Source organism: Microbacterium sp. LTA6, assembly GCF_045690355.1.
Classification (GTDB): Bacteria; Actinomycetota; Actinomycetes; order Actinomycetales; family Microbacteriaceae; genus Microbacterium.
This window is the reverse complement of record NZ_CP147855.1, coordinates 1,549,432-1,567,721: the sequence shown is the minus strand read 5'-3', so window position 1 is coordinate 1,567,721 and position 18,290 is coordinate 1,549,432. Positions and strand designations below refer to the sequence as shown.

Annotated in this window: 18 protein-coding genes; 5 read left to right on the top strand and 13 right to left on the bottom strand. The window is 67.8% G+C overall.

From position 1 onward, the window contains the following. Nucleotides 1-74: 74 nt before the first annotated feature. Genes LTA6_RS07470 through LTA6_RS07460 form a run of 3 tightly spaced genes read left to right on the top strand, consistent with a single transcriptional unit; the run spans nucleotide 75 to nucleotide 1,830 of the window. The gene (locus tag LTA6_RS07470; protein ID WP_407359077.1) at nucleotides 75-665 is read left to right on the top strand and encodes a hypothetical protein; all 591 of its coding nucleotides are present in this window, start codon (nucleotides 75-77) and stop codon (nucleotides 663-665) included. Between the two features lie 41 nt (nucleotides 666-706). Then, on the top strand, nucleotides 707-1,171 hold the full coding sequence (locus tag LTA6_RS07465; protein ID WP_407359076.1) for a MarR family winged helix-turn-helix transcriptional regulator: 465 nt from the start codon (nucleotides 707-709) through the stop codon (nucleotides 1,169-1,171). Next, nucleotides 1,168-1,830: a hypothetical protein gene (locus LTA6_RS07460; protein WP_407359075.1), complete on the top strand. Its 663-nt coding sequence runs from the start codon at nucleotides 1,168-1,170 to the stop codon at nucleotides 1,828-1,830. The genes LTA6_RS07465 and LTA6_RS07460 overlap by 4 nt, the downstream gene beginning before the upstream one ends. A gap of 3 nt (nucleotides 1,831-1,833) precedes the next feature. Here the strand turns inward: LTA6_RS07460 and LTA6_RS07455 are convergent, their stop codons facing one another. The 6 genes from LTA6_RS07455 to LTA6_RS07430 form a co-directional block, all read right to left on the bottom strand. Beyond that, a complete protein-coding gene (locus LTA6_RS07455; RefSeq protein WP_407359074.1) occupies nucleotides 1,834-2,244 on the bottom strand; it encodes an MmcQ/YjbR family DNA-binding protein in 411 nt (136 codons plus the stop codon). Nucleotides 2,245-2,319: 75 nt separating this feature from the next. Then, nucleotides 2,320-5,310: an alpha-mannosidase gene (locus LTA6_RS07450; protein ID WP_407359073.1), complete on the bottom strand. Its 2,991-nt coding sequence runs from the start codon at nucleotides 5,308-5,310 to the stop codon at nucleotides 2,320-2,322. Nucleotides 5,311-5,410: 100 nt separating this feature from the next. Continuing rightward, complete coding sequence (locus LTA6_RS07445; RefSeq protein WP_407359072.1) at nucleotides 5,411-6,850, bottom strand: family 20 glycosylhydrolase; 1,440 nt, start codon at nucleotides 6,848-6,850, stop codon at nucleotides 5,411-5,413. After that, the gene (locus LTA6_RS07440; RefSeq protein WP_407359071.1) at nucleotides 6,847-7,752 is read right to left on the bottom strand and encodes a carbohydrate ABC transporter permease; all 906 of its coding nucleotides are present in this window, start codon (nucleotides 7,750-7,752) and stop codon (nucleotides 6,847-6,849) included. The genes LTA6_RS07445 and LTA6_RS07440 overlap by 4 nt, the downstream gene beginning before the upstream one ends. Next, a complete protein-coding gene (locus LTA6_RS07435) occupies nucleotides 7,749-8,702 on the bottom strand; it encodes a sugar ABC transporter permease (protein WP_341977032.1) in 954 nt (317 codons plus the stop codon). Before LTA6_RS07435 ends, LTA6_RS07440 begins: the two co-directional genes overlap by 4 nt. Nucleotides 8,703-8,740: 38 nt before the next feature. Beyond that, the gene (locus LTA6_RS07430; RefSeq protein ID WP_341977030.1) at nucleotides 8,741-10,024 is read right to left on the bottom strand and encodes an extracellular solute-binding protein; all 1,284 of its coding nucleotides are present in this window, start codon (nucleotides 10,022-10,024) and stop codon (nucleotides 8,741-8,743) included. Nucleotides 10,025-10,182: 158 nt separating this feature from the next. Here LTA6_RS07430 and LTA6_RS07425 point away from each other — a divergent pair, with 158 nt between their 5' ends. Next, on the top strand, nucleotides 10,183-11,469 hold the full coding sequence (locus LTA6_RS07425; RefSeq protein WP_407359070.1) for a glycosyl hydrolase: 1,287 nt from the start codon (nucleotides 10,183-10,185) through the stop codon (nucleotides 11,467-11,469). Between the two features lie 30 nt (nucleotides 11,470-11,499). Here the strand turns inward: LTA6_RS07425 and LTA6_RS07420 are convergent, their stop codons facing one another. From LTA6_RS07420 to LTA6_RS07410, 3 genes are all read right to left on the bottom strand, one after another. After that, nucleotides 11,500-12,522, bottom strand: a complete 1,023-nt coding sequence (locus LTA6_RS07420) for a LacI family DNA-binding transcriptional regulator (protein WP_341977026.1) — start codon at nucleotides 12,520-12,522, stop codon at nucleotides 11,500-11,502. Between the two features lie 80 nt (nucleotides 12,523-12,602). Next, complete coding sequence (locus LTA6_RS07415) at nucleotides 12,603-13,043, bottom strand: DoxX family protein (RefSeq protein ID WP_407359069.1); 441 nt, start codon at nucleotides 13,041-13,043, stop codon at nucleotides 12,603-12,605. A 117-nt stretch (nucleotides 13,044-13,160) separates the two neighbouring features. Further along, complete coding sequence (locus tag LTA6_RS07410) at nucleotides 13,161-13,886, bottom strand: DNA-binding response regulator (RefSeq protein ID WP_407359068.1); 726 nt, start codon at nucleotides 13,884-13,886, stop codon at nucleotides 13,161-13,163. A 242-nt stretch (nucleotides 13,887-14,128) separates the two neighbouring features. On the opposite strand from LTA6_RS07410, the gene LTA6_RS07405 reads away from it, so the two are divergent. Further along, the gene (locus tag LTA6_RS07405; protein ID WP_407359067.1) at nucleotides 14,129-14,812 is read left to right on the top strand and encodes a Pr6Pr family membrane protein; all 684 of its coding nucleotides are present in this window, start codon (nucleotides 14,129-14,131) and stop codon (nucleotides 14,810-14,812) included. Here the strand turns inward: LTA6_RS07405 and LTA6_RS07400 are convergent. The 4 genes from LTA6_RS07400 to LTA6_RS07385 are packed head-to-tail and all read right to left on the bottom strand — an operon-like array spanning nucleotide 14,777 to nucleotide 18,288. Next, nucleotides 14,777-16,150, bottom strand: coding sequence for an FAD-dependent oxidoreductase (locus LTA6_RS07400; protein WP_341977018.1), 1,374 nt, complete (start codon nucleotides 16,148-16,150; stop codon nucleotides 14,777-14,779). The two genes, LTA6_RS07405 and LTA6_RS07400, sit on opposite strands and share 36 nt — an antisense overlap. Nucleotides 16,151-16,168: 18 nt before the next feature. Beyond that, entirely contained in the window at nucleotides 16,169-16,633 is a 465-nt protein-coding gene (locus LTA6_RS07395) for a heat shock protein transcriptional repressor HspR (protein ID WP_363549560.1), read from the bottom strand. Between the two features lie 47 nt (nucleotides 16,634-16,680). Then, nucleotides 16,681-17,664 carry a DnaJ C-terminal domain-containing protein gene (locus LTA6_RS07390; protein WP_407359066.1) on the bottom strand — a complete coding sequence of 328 codons (984 nt, stop codon included), beginning with the start codon at nucleotides 17,662-17,664 and terminating at the stop codon, nucleotides 16,681-16,683. 6 nt (nucleotides 17,665-17,670) lie between these two features. Beyond that, nucleotides 17,671-18,288, bottom strand: coding sequence for a nucleotide exchange factor GrpE (locus LTA6_RS07385; RefSeq protein ID WP_341977012.1), 618 nt, complete (start codon nucleotides 18,286-18,288; stop codon nucleotides 17,671-17,673). Between the last annotated feature and the right edge of the window lie 2 nt (nucleotides 18,289-18,290).

Here is an 18,290-nt window from a genome sequence, read left to right as displayed (position 1 = left end):
AGGGGCCTGTTCGCGCCGCCCCGCCATTCCGGCGCCCCCAGCCTCCGCATCCGTTCTCCGCGTACCGTGGGGGTATGCGACTGACCTCCGACGCCGATACCGCGCTGTGGATCCCCGTGACCGATTCGTTGGGCTGGAAGGGACGCCGGCATCGCAAGGCGGCGATCCGGATGCTGCTGAGCCAGATGAACGGCGCGATGGGTGCGGTCGAGCGACCCGGGTCGAAGTTCGGCGCGTGGGCGATGAGCCAGGCGGCGCCGCTGCTCATGAAGCGGGCCGATGGCCGGGTGCTGGTGTGGACCTGGAAGGCGGAGCCCGACCTGATCGTCGCGATGGCGACCGCGCAGGCCCTGACTCCCGATCTGCGGATCGCGCGGGCGTCGATGCCGATGGACTACGACGACACCGAATCGTTCCGCAGCAGCGGCCTCGGCGTCGGCGAGAAGCTGGTCGTGCCGGTGCCGCAGACGCCGGCGTCGCCGCCGTTCGCCTCGTACACCTGGGACACCGGCACGCATCTCGTCACGCTCACCGCGATCTGCAGCGATCGCGAGCGCTTCGGCACGCTGATGGGCGTTCTGGATGACCTCGCCCGCAGCATCCGGGTCGCCGACGACGTGACCGGCGGGGAATCCCCCGACATCCTGAGGCTTGACCCGGCCTGAGCATTTGATGAAGTTGGGTAATCATGTAGTAGGGTAACTATATGACGCCTCTGCTGCTGGACCGCCTGCTCCAGATCGCCGACCTGTTCCAGAAGGACATGACACGCGCGTTCGACGGCACCGGACTTACCCCGGCCCGCGTGCACCTGCTCTGGGTGCTGCAGCACGCCGGGCCGTCGACGCAGCAGGCCCTCGCGCAACTCCTCGAGGTCAGCCCCCGCAACATCACCGGCCTCGTGGACGCACTCGAGGCGACCGGGCATGTGCGCCGGGCGCCGCATCCGACCGACCGCCGCGCCGTGCTGGTGCAGCTGACTGCGGATGCCACCGAGACCATGACCCGGATGCAGCAGGAGCACGACGAACTCAACGCGACCCTGGTCGCCGCCGTCGCGCCGGCGGATCTCGCCGCGGTGGAGCGCGGGATCATCGCGATCGCGACGCATCTGCAGTCCCTGGTGACGGATGCCGCGGCGCAGGCGGATACCGTGAGGGCGCTGCCATGACGACCCAGATGCGCACCGCCGCCCCCTCTCGCACCGCGCGCGTGCTGAACATGCTGCATCGCGCCCTCATCGCCGAGCTCCGCGTCTACTCGAGCATCGGCCGCGCGATCGTGCGGCGCCCCGCGATCCCCGCCGGCGCCACCGGCGTCGGCTATCACCGCCCCGTGCTCACCATCCTGTTCATCTTCATCGGCCTCTCCGCGGTCGAGATCCCCATCTTCGATCTGATCGTGCACCAGTGGCCTGTCGTGCGGATCACGATGCTGATCCTGGGAATCTGGGGCGTCACCTGGATGCTCGGCTACCTCTTCGCGATGCTGATGCGTCCGCACACGGTCGGGCCGGAGGGCATCCGGGTCCGCAGTGGACTCGAGATCGATGTGCCTGTCCCCTGGGAGGTGATCGCCTCGGTCGCGATCAGTCGCCGGGTCGACGAGCCGAAGCAGCCTCGGATCACCGAGCGGGAGGCCGGCGCCGAGTACGCAGAGCGGATGCAGAACGAGACGAATCTCGAGATCGAACTCGAGCGTCCTTTCGTCGTGCGCCTCCCCGGGCTGGCACCGAAGGGCGGAGAGCACCAGGTCACGAGCATCCGTCTGTGGGCCGACGACCCGCGCGCCTTCCTCGATGCCGCCCGGCCCTTCCTGATCGCGGACTGACCCTCACTCCAGCCCGCGCTCCGCGAGCCAGGCCTTCGCCGCCTTGACCGGAGCGCGCACCAGCCAGGCGTCGTCGATGATCTCGGCCAGCCGCTCCCGGTCGACGTCCTCGAGGCGCACGAGCAGGGCGGGGTAGCCGTCGAAGTGCGGGATCGTGAAGAAGACCGCCGGCTCGGCGGCGAGCAGGGCCTCCTTCTCCTCCACACTCGCGACGCGGACACCGAGCACCGGGCCTTTCGGCCAGTCATGACCGAGGTCGGCCAGCTGGGCGAGATCCCGGGCACTCGGTCCGCGCATCCAGGCGATGTCGCCCTTCACCGCACGCCAGGCGGGCTCACCGGTGTGGCCGTTGATCCGCTCCTCGACGCCGGGAAGCGCGAGTGCGATCTCGCGCACGTCCTCGATCGTCGCCATCCCGCCATCGTCCCGCAGGCCGGCGACCGTTTCAAGCACCTCCCGGCCCGTGCGAGGTCAGAAATGCTTCCGACCTCAGCGCACGATGCGGAGCGTGCGCACCTCGAACGGACGCAGGTGCAGCTCGGTGCCGACGCGGGCGTCGTCGAGTGCATCCTCGATCAGTGAGATCTCGCGCACCTCACGATGCTCGAAGTCGACGGCCAGCGCCCCGGACACCCGTCGTCCGAGCGACTCGTACACGCGCACGATCACGTCGCCGGACCCGTCGTCGGCCAGCTTCACACCGGACACGACGATGCCGCCGCCCTGCACGGAGACGAGCGGTGCGACATCGCGTGCGCCCCGCAGCACCGCGGCGGGCGCGTTCAGTTCGATGCCGGCGCGCGTCGCCTCGGCGGGACCGGCGCCGATGACCAGGCCCGTCGTGATGACGTGCCTGCCGTGGTCGGTGTCGGGGTCCGGGAACCGCGGCGCACGCAGCAGCGACAGGCGCACCGTCGTCGTGACCGCGTCATCCGAGACCTCACGCGAGGTGTCGTAGCCGTAGATCGAGTCGTTCACGAGCGCGACGCCGAAGTCGGCCTCGCGCACCAGCACGAAACGGTGCATCGAGGTCTCGAACTTCGCCGCCTCCCAGCTCGTGTTCGTGTGCGTGACGCGAGCCTGGTACCCGAACTGCGTCTCGGCCTCGGAGTGCGTGGCCTGCACATCGAGGGGGAAGGCGAGCTTGAGCAGCTTCTCGGTCTCCCGCCAATCGATGTCGTTCACGATCTTCACGGTCCGCGAATCCGGTGCGAGCGTGAGCGTCTGAGTGATCGTCGACTGCGAGAACTCGCGCACGATCACGACCTCGGCGCCGGCATCCGTCAGCCGTGCCGTCAACGACGTGACATCGCGCAGGTCGGTCACGCTGTTGCGGTAGTACCGGTCGATGTCCCAGGCATCCCACATGTTCGGGAAGTCCTGGTGCAGCTGCAGCAGGTTCGCCTCTCGGCCGGATGCCACGGCATCGCGGCCGGATGCGAGATCGACGGCCGAGACGATGAGCCCCTCGTCCGAGATCCGCACACGCACGAGCGCGTTCTCGAGCAGGATGCCGTCACCGCTGTCGTCGACGGTCACCCGATCCGTGACCGGGAGTGCGACGGCAGCGCCGAGCGGTGCCGGCCCCGCGACGGAGGACGGCGAGAAGACGAGCTCGCGCTCGCCCTCGCCGGCGAGCGAGCGACGCGCCGCATCCGAGATGGCGCGCGCCCTGGTGATGACGTCTTCGAGGACGGTGACCGCCTCGCGGTGCACCCAGGCGATCGAAGTGCCGGGCAGGATGTCGTGGAACTCGTGCAGCAGCACCTGCTCCCACAGCGTGTCGAACTCGGCCGCGGGGTACGCGGTGCCGGTGCGGACGGCATCCGTCGCCGCCCACAGCTCGGCCTCGACGAGCGCGTGCTCGGCCCAGCGGTGGCGCGACTTCGTGCCGTGCTGGCTGGTGAGGGTTCCGCGATGCAGTTCGAGATACAGCTCGCCGACCCAGACGGCCGGATGCGGCAGCTCCGCCTTCGCCGCGTCGAAGAATGTGTCGGGGTGCTCCCACTCCACCCGCGCACTGCCCTCGAGATCCTTGAGGCGCCGCGCGCGTCCGGTCATCTCCCGCGTCGTGCCGCCGCCGCCGTCACCCCAGCCCACCGGGGCGATCGAGCGCGATGAGAGCCGGTTCTCCTTGAACTGGCGCGACGCCTTGGCGACCTCCATGCCGCTCAGCTGCGAGTTGTAGGTGTCCATCGACGGGAAGTGCGTGAACATCTGCGAACCGTCGATGCCCTCCCACAGGAACGTGTGGTGCGGGAAGACGTTCTGCTGGTTCCAGGAGATCTTCTGCGTGAAGAACCATTCGAATCCGGCCCGGCGCATCAGCTGCGGCAGCGCCGGCGAGTAGCCGAAGCTGTCGGGCAGCCAGACGCCCTTGGAGCGGATCCCGAACTCGCGCTCGAAGAAGCGTTGGCCGTACGAGAACTGACGCACCAGCGACTCCCCCGTCGGCATCACCGTGTCGGACTCGACCCACATGCCACCGAGCGGCAGGAACCGGCCTTCGGCCACGGCGGCCTTGACCCGCTCGAACACCTCGGGTCGATGCTCCTTGAGCCAGGCGTACTGCTGTGCGCTGGACATGCCGTACTGGAACTCCGGCTGCTCCTCGAGCAGCGCCGTCATCGACGACGATGTGCGGGCGACCTTGCGGATCGTCTCGCGCACCGGCCACAGCCAGGCGGAGTCGATGTGCGCGTGGCCGATCGCCGAGATGCGGTGGGCGCTCGCTTCGGCCGGGGCGGCGAGCACGCCTTCGAGCTTCGCCCGCGCGTCGGATGCCGTCGCGGCGATGCGCTGCAGGTCGAGCACGTCGAGGGCGTCGTCCATCGCCTGCAGGATCTGCATCCGGCGGGGCGAGGTCGGCGGCAGCTCGGCCTGCAGCTCGAAGAGCACCTCGAGGTCGAGGGAGAGCTCGAAGACATCCTGCTCGAAGACCGCGAGGTCCATGCGCCGGGTGCGGTAGAGCGGCTCCGGCGATGAGGTGAGGATGTCGCCCTCCTGCGTCGGCAGGAAGGGGTGGTAGTCGAGGAGCACCGGGTTGGCCGCCGCCTCGAGGTACAGCTCGACCGGCTCGTCACCGTGCGCGTCCGCGGCGACCGGAAGCCACTGGTTGCGCGGATTGATGCTCTTCACCGGTGTCCCGTCAGCCCGGTAGACGAGCGCCTCGCACTGGAAGCCGGGCATGTTGATGTCGAAGCCGAGGTCGATGACCGCCTCGACCCGACGTCCGGCCCATTCTGCGGGCACCCGACCGGTGAGCCTGAACCACGTCGTCCCCCAGGCCGGTCCCCACTGTGCCGGCACCGTCGTCGGCGCGAAGTCGAGCGCGAGGCCGTCGACGGGACTGATCGGCTCGCCGGGCAGCTCGTGGATCTCGACCGTCAGCGGCGTCGATGCCGAGTGGATGGCCGGGCGGATGCGCTCGTCGAGCACTCGCTTGACGCGGCCGACTGTGAGCGAGGTGTCGTCATGCATGTGTGATTCGGTCTCCGAGCTGGGCGGTAACTAAAACGATCTAGTAGATGAGTCTAGGACAGTGCGTCGCGGTCGACGCTACCCGCCGGAAGTCGTCGAGTCACGCGTAAAGACCAATTTGCACATCGATTGTGCAAAATGCGTCGTGCGTCACACTACTCCCGCCATTCCACGCCCGCTCGGCCATCGCACGGAGGGGCCGGCGGATGCCTGCGGCGACCTCCTGCGGCGTCTGCGCCTCCTCGGCATCGGACCAGACCGAGAAGGCCACCCCGATCAGCTGCGCAGGGTACGGAGCGGGGATCTCCTGCACCACGCCACCGGGAAGGGACGGGAAGAGCCCCGGATGCCAGTCGGCGCCCCAGATCCGTTCGCTCGTCGGATACTCGTACCCGGCCTTCTCACCGAGCACGTAGTAGAAGAGGGAATCGTTGAAGTTCACGAGCCCGTGCGCGGAAGCGATGGCGTCCGCGAGCGGTCGCATCTCAGCGTGCCAGTTCGTCCACCACGTGAGGACGGTCTCACGGTCGAGTTCCACGGCGCTGCTGCGCAGCATCCCGTCATTCCACACGCGAGGATCGAACCCGCGCGAGCGCAGATGCGCGCTGATGCGATTCACGAACGCGGTGAGCAGATCGAACCCGGTGGCGTCCGCCCCATACCGCTCGCGCGCGGCCGTCACCAGAGCCGGATACTCGTGGATCCGGGCGAAGTCGACGAACTCGTCGCCACCGAGGTTCCAGCTGGTACTGCGCGGGAAGAGCGGGGCGATGTCGTCGATCAGCGCCTGGGCGAAACGCACCGCATCCTCGTTGGCGATATCCAGCGCATGGTCGGTCTCGAGTCCACCTGCGGCCGCCAACCGGAACTCCGGGTGCGCGGCCAGAGCATGCCGGAGATGCCCCGGCATGTCGAGCGATGGCACGAGATCGATGTGGAGGTCAGCGGCAGCGTCCGCCACCCGCCGCGCCTCGTCGCGCGTGACATGCTGCGCCGACACGATCTCCGGGAAGGCGTCGGAGCCGATCCTGAAGCCCTCGTTCTCGGAGAGATGCCACTGGAAGCTGTTGATCCCGACATCCGCGAGGGCATGCAGCAGGTCGACCATCCAGTCCGCTGGAAAGTACTTCCGCGCCGCGTCGAGGTGGAAGCCCCGCTCCTCGACCGCCGGCGCCGATTGCACACGACCGTGCGGCACGGCACCCTGGGCGCGCAGGTTGTGCAGCAGCTGGCGCGTCGCTCGGAACACCCCGACCGGGGCCCCCGCGACAACCTCGACGTGGTCGCCAACGGTGAGCCGGAACGCCTCACCGATGGGCTCGCCTGTGCGCAGTCGGATGACTGCCCCGTCGCCCCGCGGAATACCGAGCGCCACGAGTTCGCGCTCCAGACGCGCCGCCTCCGCGGCGAACTCCGGCACGTCGGTGGCGACGAGGACCGACGAGGGCCGCCATTCCCCTCCGGTCAGAGCGGCTGTCGTCGGCTGCGGGAGGGCGAGCCATTCAAGACCGCCCGCCTCGGCATCCGTCGGATCCGTCATCCCTTGACGCTTCCTTCCTCGACGCCCTTGAAGAACTGCTTCTGCAGCACCGCGAACAGCACGATGATCGGCACCAGAGCGATCATCGTTCCTGCCGCGATCACTCGAGGATTGGCGGCGAAGTTCGAGCTGAGATACTGCATGCCGACGGTGAGGGTGTAGTTCGCCGGATCCGAGAGCACGACCAGCGGCCACAGGAAGTCGTCCCATGCGCCGATGAAGGCGAACAGTGCAACGACGGACACCATGCCGCGCACGTTCGGCCAGACGATGTGGCGCAGTCGCTGCATCGTGTTGGCGCCGTCGATCGTGGCCGCGGCCAGGGTGTCCGCCGGGATCATCCGGCAGGCCGCCATCATCAGCAGGATGTTGATCGCCGCGATCGCACCGGGCAGGAACACGCCCCAGAGGGTGTTGGCGAGCCCGAGCGACTTCACCGTGAGGTACTGGCTGGTCAGCGTGACCTCGCCGGGAAGCAGCAGCGTCGAGAAGAAGATCGCCAGGAAGACCCATTTGAATCGGAACTTCATGGTGCCCAGCGCATAGCCGCCGATCGTCGCGAAGACGACGTTGGTGATCACGGTTCCGACGCCGACGAGCAGGGAGTGCCACGCGTAGTCGAGCACCGGAATGGTGCGGAACACCTCGGCGTAGTTGTCCAGAGTGGGAGCCGTCGGGATCAGCGATGGCGGGAAGTCGTAGATGTTCTCCGTCGCGCCCTTGAAAGAGGTCGACATCTGCCAGAGGAACGGGAACACCATGACGGCGAGCACGACGAGCAGCAACGCGTACTTGCCGATGAGCCCGGGAAGCGACGGCTTCATGATGTCGGCGGAGCCCCGTATGCGGTACGGCTTGTCCCGCGGCAGCTTCACGTCGCCGGCGGCCTTCGTGACGCTCATCGGACGGCTCCCTCTGCGACCGAGAGGCGAGCGGCCTTCGCGGCCTTCCCTGCCCGCCTGGACGACAGCGCTTCTTTGATCGCATCGCTGTTGTTCAGGATGCCGACGATCGCCAGCGGCACCAGCGTGAACAGGAACAGCACGAGCGAGATCGCAGATGCATAGCCCACCTGCCCGTTGAGCCCCTTGCCCATCGATTGGATGAGCATCACCATGCTCATGGCCCTACCGCCGGGACCGCCGGAACCGTTGGAGAGCACGTAGAGCTCCGTGAAGACCCGCATCGCGCCGACGCATACCAGCACAGAGACGAGCATCATCGGCCCGCGCACGCCGGGAACAGTGACCGACCAGAACCGGCGCCACCGCCCTGCCCCATCCATCGCGGCTGCCTCGTGCAGCTCGCGGCCGACATTCCCGAGGGCGGCGAGGTAGACCACCATGTAGTAACCCAGGCCCTTCCAGACGGTCAGCCCGATCGCACATCCGATCAGCAGCCAGCGATCGGAGAGGAACTCGATCGGTCGATCGATGAGGCCGAAGAAGCTCAGCGCCGAGTTGACGGTTCCGCTGCCCGAGAAGAGGAACTCCCACACGATCGCGACGACGACCGCTGAGGCGATCACCGGGAAGTAGAACGTCGTGCGGAAGAACCCGATCGCCGGGATCTTGGCGTGCACCAGCAGTGCCAGCAGGAGCGGAATGAAGGTGAGCAGCGGCACGCACACGACGACGTAGACCAGCGACGTCGTCAGCGCGTACGCGAATCGCTCATCCTCGAACAGCTTCGCGAAGTTCGCGAGCCCGACGAACTCCGCGGGACGAAGGGGCCGGGCATCCGTGAACGCGAGTCCGATCGTGTTCACGAACGGCCACAGGGCGAACACGAATACCCAGATCACACCGGGGAGGATGAGCAGATACGGCGTGTACCAGCGTTGATGTCTCATAGTGAGTCCCGGCCCCTTCGTTCGTCGTCGTCGTCGGATCAGCCGACGACGTTCTGCTCCGCGTACTCGACGGACTTCTGCAGCGCCTCCTTGGCGGAGATCTCACCCTTGACCGCCAGGGCGATCTGCTGTTTGGCGAAGGTCTCCATCGCCTCAGTGAACTGCGGGGCGCCGATGAGCTGGGCGTCGTTCATCTGCGAGGCAGCGAGCTCGTTCGCGACGGCCTGCATCTCGTTCTGAGCCGTCTCAGCGAACGCAGAGGGGTCCTCGTTCGCCGCCTTGGTTCCGGGGAAGAAGCCGGTGGCGAGCTTGACGAACTCGATCTGGTTCGAGGTGTTCGTGAGGAACTCGGCGAAGGCAAGGGCTGTTGCGGAGTTGGTGGAGTTCGCCGACACGCTGATCCCCTGCACGAACAGCGGCGGGTTGCCGAAGCCGTTGGTGACGTCGACGTCAGGCAGGAGCGTCGGCGCGTTCACGGCGATGTCCTTGTCGATGTAGTTCGGCCCGGCGGTCGCCCAAGCGACGGTGCCCTTGTTGAAGTTGTTGATGTTGGCGTTCGCCGTGCCGGCGTTCTGCAGGGCCTCCGGCGAGATCGCTCCCGCCTTGTAGAGCTCGGCATAGCGCTCGATGATCGCCTCAGCCTCGGGAGTGTCGAAGCCGAACTCCCCGTCCTTGTAGACGCTCTGAGTGCCTCCGCCATCGGTGACCATGATCTGCAGCGACTTCGGGCTCGGCACATCCGAGATCGTCTGGATGCCGACTGCGGCGAGCTTCTCCGCAGCATCGAGGGTTTCCTCGAAAGTGGTCGGCGTCGCGTCGACGCCGCCCTTCGCGAGCAGCGCCTTGTTCCAGTAGTTGAGCTCGGTGCCCAGGTACCACGGGAACCCGAACGAACCGTCGATGCCGTCGTAGGTGTACGCCGCGACACCGCCGTCGACGTAGTCGTCGATCACGTCGGATGCGCCGCCGAGGTCGAGCAGCTGGCCGGCCTCGGCGAGAGCGTACGCGTACTCCGGCGGAAGGTTGATGACGTCGGGCAGCTCGCCGGATTCGGCCTGCTGCAGGATCTTGTCCTCGTAGCCGTCGGCCGGCTGGTCGATCCAGTTCACCGTCGTGCCGGGGTTCTCCTTCTCGAACGCGTCGATGACGTCCTCGAAGTAGGGAGTGAACTTGTCGTTCTTCAGAGACCAGGTCTGGAAGTCGATCTCACCCTTGATCTCACCATCGCCGCCCGCAGGCGCCGGAGCGCCTCCGGTGCATCCGGCGAGAACGAGGGATGCCGCAACCGCAATGCCCGCGGCGGCCGTCGTACGAATCTTCATGGACGTTCTCCTTCGAAGTGGTCCGGCCGCTGCGCCTCGTCCGAGTCGCCATCACAGCCTCTACTAAAACGATATAGTGACCATAGCATGCCATAAGCACCGCCGATTCGCCCACACCGTCGCCGCCGACCGGCACCAGACTCCACGAAAGGATCGCCATGTCGACCGCGATCGCCCCCCTGCGCTTCGGCGCCAACTACACGCCACGCTCCGAGTGGATGCACGCGTGGATGTCGCTGGATCTCGATGAGGTGCGCCGCGACTTCGCCGCCCTCGCCGACCTGGGCCTCGACCACGTGCGGATCTTCCCGCTGTGGACGGTCCTGCAGCCGAACCGAACGCTGATCCGCGCCGAAGCCGTCGAGGACGTCCGTGCCGTGGTCGACATCGCCGCGGAGTTCGGACTCGACGCGAGCGTCGACGTCATCCAGGGTCACCTCTCGAGCTTCGACTTCGTCCCGTCCTGGTTGTTCACCTGGCACGACAAGAACATGTTCACGCACCCCGACGCCCTCAGCGGGCAGGTGGCCCTCGTCGAGCGGCTGGGCGCACGGCTCGGGGATGCCGGGAACTTCCTCGGTTTCACTCTCGGCAACGAGACGAACCAGTTCTCGGCGAAGACGCACCCGTCGCCGTGGCCGGTCACCGAGGCCGAGGCCGCGAACTGGATCACGACGCTTCTGGATGCGGCGCAGAAGGCCGCACCCGCACAGCAGCACGTGCACAGCGAATACGACGCCGCCTGGTACATGGACGGGCACGGCTTCACGCCGGCACTCGCCTCCCGCCTCGGCGCGATGAGCACGGTGCACTCGTGGATCTTCAACGGCACGGCGCAGCGCTACGGCGGACGCTCGGTGGCGTCGGATCGGCACGCCGAGTACATGATCGAGCTGGCGCGGGGCTTCGCCACCGATCCCGATCGCGCGATCTGGCTGCAGGAGGTCGGCGCCCCTTCAAACTGCCTGACGCCCGAAGAGACGCCGGACTTCCTCGAGGCCACCGTGCGCTCGGCAGCCCGCACCGAGAATCTCTGGGGCGTCACCTGGTGGTGCTCGCACGACGTGAGCCGAGCGCTGGCCGACTTCCCGGAGCTGGAGTACACGCTCGGCCTCGTCGATCAGGACGGCGCGGCGAAGCCGATCGGCCGTCGCTTCGCCGAGATCATCCCCGAACTGCGCGAACGGCAGCCTGCACCGCCCCGTTCGCTCGGGATCGTCGTCGAGGTCGATGAGAACGAGACGCCGATCAGTCGCGCGGCGATGAGCCCCGGCGGTTCGATCTTCCAGGCGTGGGTGGATGCCTGCACGGCCGGAGTCGACCCGGCCATCGTCACGTCGCTGGATGCCGATAAGCCCGAGGTGCTCGCGTCGCGCGGCATCACCGAGCTCGTCCGCCCCGCGCTCAGCGGCGAGGACTACACGTCGCAGAACACCGTCGTCTGAGCATCCAGCCGGGTCCGGTCGCGAGCAGGGTCAGCGCGGCGCCGCGGTGCTCTCGCGCACGGTGAGGCTTGGCAGAGGCCCGATCCGATCGGGAAGGATCTCGGCCGAGTCGATCTGATCGAGCAGGAATTCGGCGGCATCCGCACCCAGACCGAAGGTGTCGCGGGTGATGCAGGTGATCGACGGGTGCACGAGCCCCGCCACGACGGAATCGTCGAACGATGCGATGGAGAGCTCGTCCGGCACCGAGATCCGCATCTCCTGCGCGACCCGCATGCCGGCGATCGCCATGACGTCGTTGTCGAAGACCACCGCCGACGGCCGCTCCCGACGGCTGAGCAGGCGGCGCATCGCGGTCGATGCCTCGCCCGGCGAGAAGTCGGTGGCGATCACTTCCCCGACCACGCCGCGATCCTGCTGGCCAAGGAGCACCTCGGTGCGCATCCGGGTGTGCTGGAACTCGGCCGGACCCGCGACGTACACGATCGAACGGTGCCTGAGCGCGACCAGGTAGTCGAAGAGGGCGTGTGCGACCTGGCTGTCGTCCAGCCAGATCGACGCGGGATGGGCGTCATCGGACGCATGGCTTCCGATGACGACGGCCGGTAGGGCAAGATCGCGGAGCACAGTGAGACGCGGGTCGTCGTCTCGCGGATCGATCACGATCACGCCGTCGACCTGATTGGCACTGCTCCAGCGGCGGTAGGTCGCCACCTCTTCCTCGATCGAGGCGACCAGCACCATCTGCATCGCGATGCGGTTCTCGGCGAGCGCCGATTGCACACCCGCGATGAGGTCGGTGAAGAAGGCCTCGGCCCCGAGGGTCCCTGCCGAGCGGTTCACGGCGAAGCCGATGACCCCGGCTCGCGAACCGACCAGCGCTCGTGCCGCCGAGCTCGGCAGCCATTGGTGCGCCTCGGCGATCTCGAGGATGCGCTGCCGCGTCTGCTCGCTGACCCCGGGGCGACCGTTCAGAGCGAAGGACACCGCACCCGGCGACACCCCGGCCAGACGCGCGATATCCGTGATGGTCACGCGCTTCGGTTTGGACATTCCCCAACTGTAGCTATCGGGGACGAAGCAGGGGACCGGCTCGACGCCGATCCCCTGCTTCCTTCATGCGCGATGCGCGATCAGGTCAGCCAGGCGGGAACGCGCCCGCGGAGCAGTGCCCTGTCGAGCGAGAGCCGGCCGGCACCGATAAGCGCCAGTGCCAGAGCGGCGGCTCCGAGCACGGCCACGAACTCGTAGCCTCCGTTGTCGACCCAGAGTCCGGCAGGAAGGTGCACGAGGACGAGCGCGACGACCATGTTGATCGCCAGGAGGATCCCGACGAGGCGGGTGAAGAAGCCGAGCACGAGGAGGATGCCCCCGCCGAACTCGACGAAGGCGACGACAGTCGCGGCGATGGCGGGCAGTGGTACGCCCATCGCGGTGAAGCTCTCGATCGTGCCGGGGAGGGTGAATTCGAAGATCTTCTGGGCACCGTGGGCGATGAAGATGGCGCCGACCACGACGCGGAGGACGAGAAGTCCCAGCGACGCAGCAGCGGAGGGGGCGGAGGTGTTCGTCATGAGGAGTGGTTCCTTCGTGGCAGGACACGCGCCAAGCGCGGAGCAGGGAGGTTCCCTGCTCTCACCGTAGGAACTTCACTTTTCATTCCGCTGAATAGGTGTCGCCGTGTTTCGTCGTCACGCGGAATCGGCAGACCGGCCTCCGCTTTTCGGCATTCGCGTCGACACAAGGTGTTGTTGGATGCCGGGTCCTGGTCGCAGCGAGGGCTCGGCGTAGCCGTCGGCCCACGCGATCTGCGCGAGTTCGAGCTTCGATCGGGCCGGGCGACCCGCGGATGTGAATTTGTCGCGGACGCGGTTCAGGTACTTTCGCGCCGTGTCGTGGCGTATGCCCATGACATCAGCCGCTCGACCGATGGTCAGACCACCCGCATAGAGCGCGAGCACCCGTGCCTCTTGCGCGCTCAGACGCGTGCCCTCGGATGTGACACGGATGATGGCGTGTGCGCGCGCGGTCATGATCGTTCCTCCCCTCAGCACGATCTCGGCAGCAGCGACGAGGTCGTCTTCCGAATCGGCGGTGGTTATGAACCCCTCAGCGCCGGCGTCGGCGACACGACGCGCTGTCATCCGCGCGGTCGGTGTCGTGAGGGCGAGGACACGGATGCCCGCTTCTCGCAAGGCTGTGAGTGCCGAGATGTCGTTCGGCGACCAGGAATCGAACGGGATCCCGAGAACGAGCAGATGCGGCCATCGCGTCCTCTCGGTATGACGCAGCCACTCCACGAACTCGCGGATCGTGTTGCAGACTCCCACGACTTCCAGGCCCGCGATCCCCGTCAGCAGCTGTTCGATGCGGGCGCGCTGTATGACGAACTCATCGACGATCAAGGCGCGACGCATACGGTGTGCATCCGCGGGCGTGCTCAGCACCGCGCGTCGCCCGATGCCCGAGAAGTTCTCGTGCTGTCAGCCGTCGTTGCGCGCCGAGGAAGATCCGTCATACAGAGAAGGTGTGCGTTCCCTGCGAATAGTGACGCGTGCGCTGCCGATTCGACGGTGACCCCGTCGAATCCGGCGGGTGAACGCTCCGTAGACTCGCCAGAGAGCGCGAGAACCGCGACGCGACAGGAGGCAACAGGACGGTGACGGCACGAAGTACCTTTGCGCTGACCCGTCTCGCCGCGGCGGCGGTGTGTCTGGCCGCGCTGATCCATCGACTGGCATGGGGTCTCAGCTCGCAGACGATCGCGGGGCAGAACTTCTTCGCCTACCTGACCGTCCAGTCGAATTGCGCATTCGTCCTGCTGTTCATCGTCGCCGGCGTCATCGCCTACCGCCGCCCGGCCGATCCTCGGTGGCTCACCGTCGCCCTCGCGATGGTGCTCACCTGGACGATCACAGCCGGTCTCGCCTTCGCCCTGATCGTCTGGCAGGCGGGGATCCGCGGCATCCGCGTCGACGTCCCCTGGTCAGACCAGCTGATGCATTTCTGGCTGCCCGCCTGCACGGCGCTCGCGTGGATCTTGACCCCCGGCCACCGCCGGGTGCCGTGGTGGGTGGTTCCGGCTTCACTGGCGTATCCGCTGCTGTGGGGTGCGGTGACGATGTGGCGGGGCCCGCTCATCGGCTGGTACCCGTATTACTTCCTCGACCCGCGGCAGGTCAGCGGGTTCGGGGAGTTCGTCGTCACCGCCGGCATCGCACTGGCGATCTTCGCCCTCGTCGCGACCGTGCTCGTGATCATCAGTCGAGTACGGCCGCTCAGCTGGTCATGGAGCGTGCGGATGCGCTCAGGGGCTGTCCGCGCGCACGAAGGAGCCGAGTGACTCGGCCGCGGCGGCGATCGCCTCATCCGGCTTGAGCGCCGCGAACTCCTGGGCGGCCGCTCCGCCGACGATGCCCACCAGCACGGCTTCGCCGGTCGTCGGGAAGAGGTTGATCCAGGTGCGGATCGTCGCTTCGCCGCCGACGACGTGCCAGATGCTCGCCTCGGCGTCCCAGAACGGCTCCTCGAACTGCAGCCACACCGTTTCGATGTGGCCCATGGCGAGCGCGGTGATCGCACCTCGGTGCGCGAGCGGCAGAGCAGGATCGAACTCGATCGCCTGTTGCTGCAGCACGCCCAGCGGCACCGTGACGATGACGCGATCGAACGACAGCGACTCCCCGGTTCCGAGGCGGAGGCTGACGCCGGTGTCGTCGTAGGCGACGTGGCTGACCGGGGAGGACAGCCGAACCTGCGACCCATCCAGCAGACCGTCGAAGAGCGCGGAGACATCGCCGGTCGGTGCGGCGAGGTCACCGCTGATCAGTGCGGGCGGGAACCACGCGGACACCTCGGCGGCGTCAGCACCTGACGTCGCAGCGACGAACGCGAGCAGCGCGGCGATACCGGGATCGGCGGGGTCCACTCCGGCTTCCGAGAGGGCATCGGCGAGGGGGACGTCGGCGAGCAGACTGCTCGCGGCGTCGAGGGCCGACCGCACCGGCTGCACCTCGACGGGCTCGATCTCGCCCTCGGCGGAGAACCATCCGGCCGGCACGAGATCAGCGATCGGGATGCCGGATGCTTCCAGATCTCCACGGAGGTTCGTATCCGCGCCGTCGAGCAGCCATCCACCGAACTGCACGGGCACCGGCCACGCATCATCGGACCATGACTCGACCCGGCCGCCGACACGAGGCCGAGCTTCCAGAACGGTGACGTCGAGCCCCACGTCCCGCAGTCGCGCCGCGGCGCCGGCACCGGCCAGCCCGGCACCGATCACCGCGATCCGCTCACCTCCGCCGCCGACCTCCAGCAACTCGGCTGCGGCGCGCTGGCCGGAGCGGAGCGCACCGCGCATCGTGCCCGGAGCATCCGCACTCGTCGCTTCACCCGCGAAGAAGATTCGACCTCCGACGGGGCCCGCCAGCGTTTCCCGAACTCCCGGTTGCGCGCCCACAGGCATGTAGCTCGCAGCTCCGCGCGCGAAAGGATCGGTCGACCACGCGCTTCGCACGACGCCGGTCGGCAGCGGAACGCCGTTCGACGGGGTCGGCCCTGGTGTGGGCGCAGTGGTCTTCGTCGGCCCGGGTGTCGGATCAGGTCCCGGTGTGCACGAAGCGAGCAGCACGGAGAGGGCGCCGGCTCCGGCGCCGGCGAGCAGCGTTCGACGGGTCATCCTCATCGTGTCGCCACACTATCGCGCCCGCTCATCTCCGTCGCTCTCGTCGGCGTTGCGTTGTGCGCGCGGACTCCACAGCATCACCTCGGTGGAACGACGGATGCGGCGGCCGCCGAGCATCGGTGTGACGCCGGCCGATCCTGCCGCGAACACGCGCATGCCCGGACGGTTCTCGCGCTCGGTGCGGAGCGCGTTCTCGAGCTCGGCGACGCGGCGACGCAGCATCCGATTCTCGTTCTCCAGGGCGAGCACCCGCGCGATCGCGGGGAGGCTCATGCCCTCTGAGGAGAGCTGCGCGACCTCACGCAGTTGTTCGAGGTTGCGCGTCGAGTACCGGCGGGAGCCACCGGAGGTGCGGCCGGGGACGACCAGGCCGATGCGGTCGTACTGACGCAGCGTCTGCGGGTGCATGCCCGCGAGCTCGGCCGCGACGGCGATCGCGAACACCGGGGTGTCGGCATCCATGCGCCGTTCAGCCATGATCCCTCACCTCTGCCCCCGGTGTTCCGTCGTCGCCGTCGCGATGTTCATCGTCGCGCCTTGGCCATCATCTCGGTGCGCGGGTTCTCCTTGGGCTCGGCCTCCTGGAAGGCGAGCAGCGCCTCGCGAGCGGCCTCATCGAGGTGCGTCGGCACCGCGACCTGCAGCTCGGCGAGCAGGTCGCCCGTGCCCTTCGTCGTCGCCACGCCGCGGCCCTTGACGCGCAGCACCCGCCCGGAGGGGGTGCCAGGCGCGACGCGCAGCTTCACGACGTCGCCGCCGAGCGTGGGGACCTCGATGGTGGCGCCGAGCGCAGCCTCGGTGAAGGTCACCGGCACCGTGATGCGGAGGTTGAGCCCGTCGCGCGTGAACACCGGATGCGGTCGCACGGCGATCTGCACGACGATGTCGCCGTTCTCTCCGCCGTCCGGCGATGGCCGGCCTCGACTGCGCAGCCGGATTTTCTGACCGTCAGCGACGCCGGCCGGGATCTTGACCTTGAACGGCTTGCCGTCCTCACCCTGCAGGCTGATCGTCTCGCCCTGCACCGCGGTCGCGAAGTCCAGGGTGGTCCGTGCAGTGACATCGGCACCGCGCTGCGGACCGCCGTAACCGCGGAAGCCGCCCGAGGTCTGCCCGAACCGCCCGTTTCCGAAGGAGGCGCCCTGGCCCTGGTTGAACATCGCGAAGATGTCCTCGAAGTCGGCCGACTGGCCGCGCCCCTGCTGACCGAACCGGCTGAACACGTCCTCGAAGCCGCCAGCGCCGGCGCCGCCTGCGGTGAAGCGGGCGCCGGAGCCCATCGCGCGGATCTCGTCGTACTCCTTGCGCTGCTCAGGATCGGAGAGCACCGAGTACGCTTCGCTGATCTCCTTGAACGTCGCCTCGGCCTTCGCATCCCCCTGATTGGAATCCGGGTGATACTTGCGCGCGAGCTTGCGATACGCCTTCTTCAGTTCGGCCTCAGTGACCTCTTTCGAGACCCCGAGGGTCTTGTAGAAGTCCTTGTCGAACCAGTCCTGGCTAGCCATCGGCGCCTACTCGGCCGGCACCGCGACGACGACCTTCGCCGGGCGCAGCTCGACGTCACCGAGACGGTAGCCCACCTCGACGACCTCGAGCACCGTGGTCTTCTCGGCGCCGGGGGTCGGCTGCTGGAAGATCGCCTCGTGGCGCTGGGGGTCGAACTCCTCGCCCTTCTCGCCGTAGGAGACCATGCCCATGCGCTCGGCGACGAGGCGCACCTTCTCCGCGATCGCGAAGAACGGCGTGCCGTCGGTGAGGTCTCCGTGCTGAGCGGCACGGTCGAGGTCGTCGAGCACGGGGATGAGCCCCTTGGCGGCCTCGCCCTTCGCGCGCTCGATCTCGACCTGACGCTGCTCTTCGGTGCGGCGACGGTAGTTCGCGTACTCGGCCTGCAGCCGCTTGAGGTCGTTCAGCAGGGTCGACTCGAGGTCGGCCAGCACCGCGTCCTCCGCAGCGGCTTCACCGGTCTGCTCGGCGTTCAGGATGTCGTCGACCGTGAGGTCGTCGTCAGAGCCTTCGGCGCCCATCGCTTCGGTGGAGTCCGGGTTCTGCGGCGCGGGGCCGGATGCCTGAGCATCCGACCCCTCACCGGGAACCTCGGCGTTGTCGTCGAAGTTCTTGTCCGTCATGA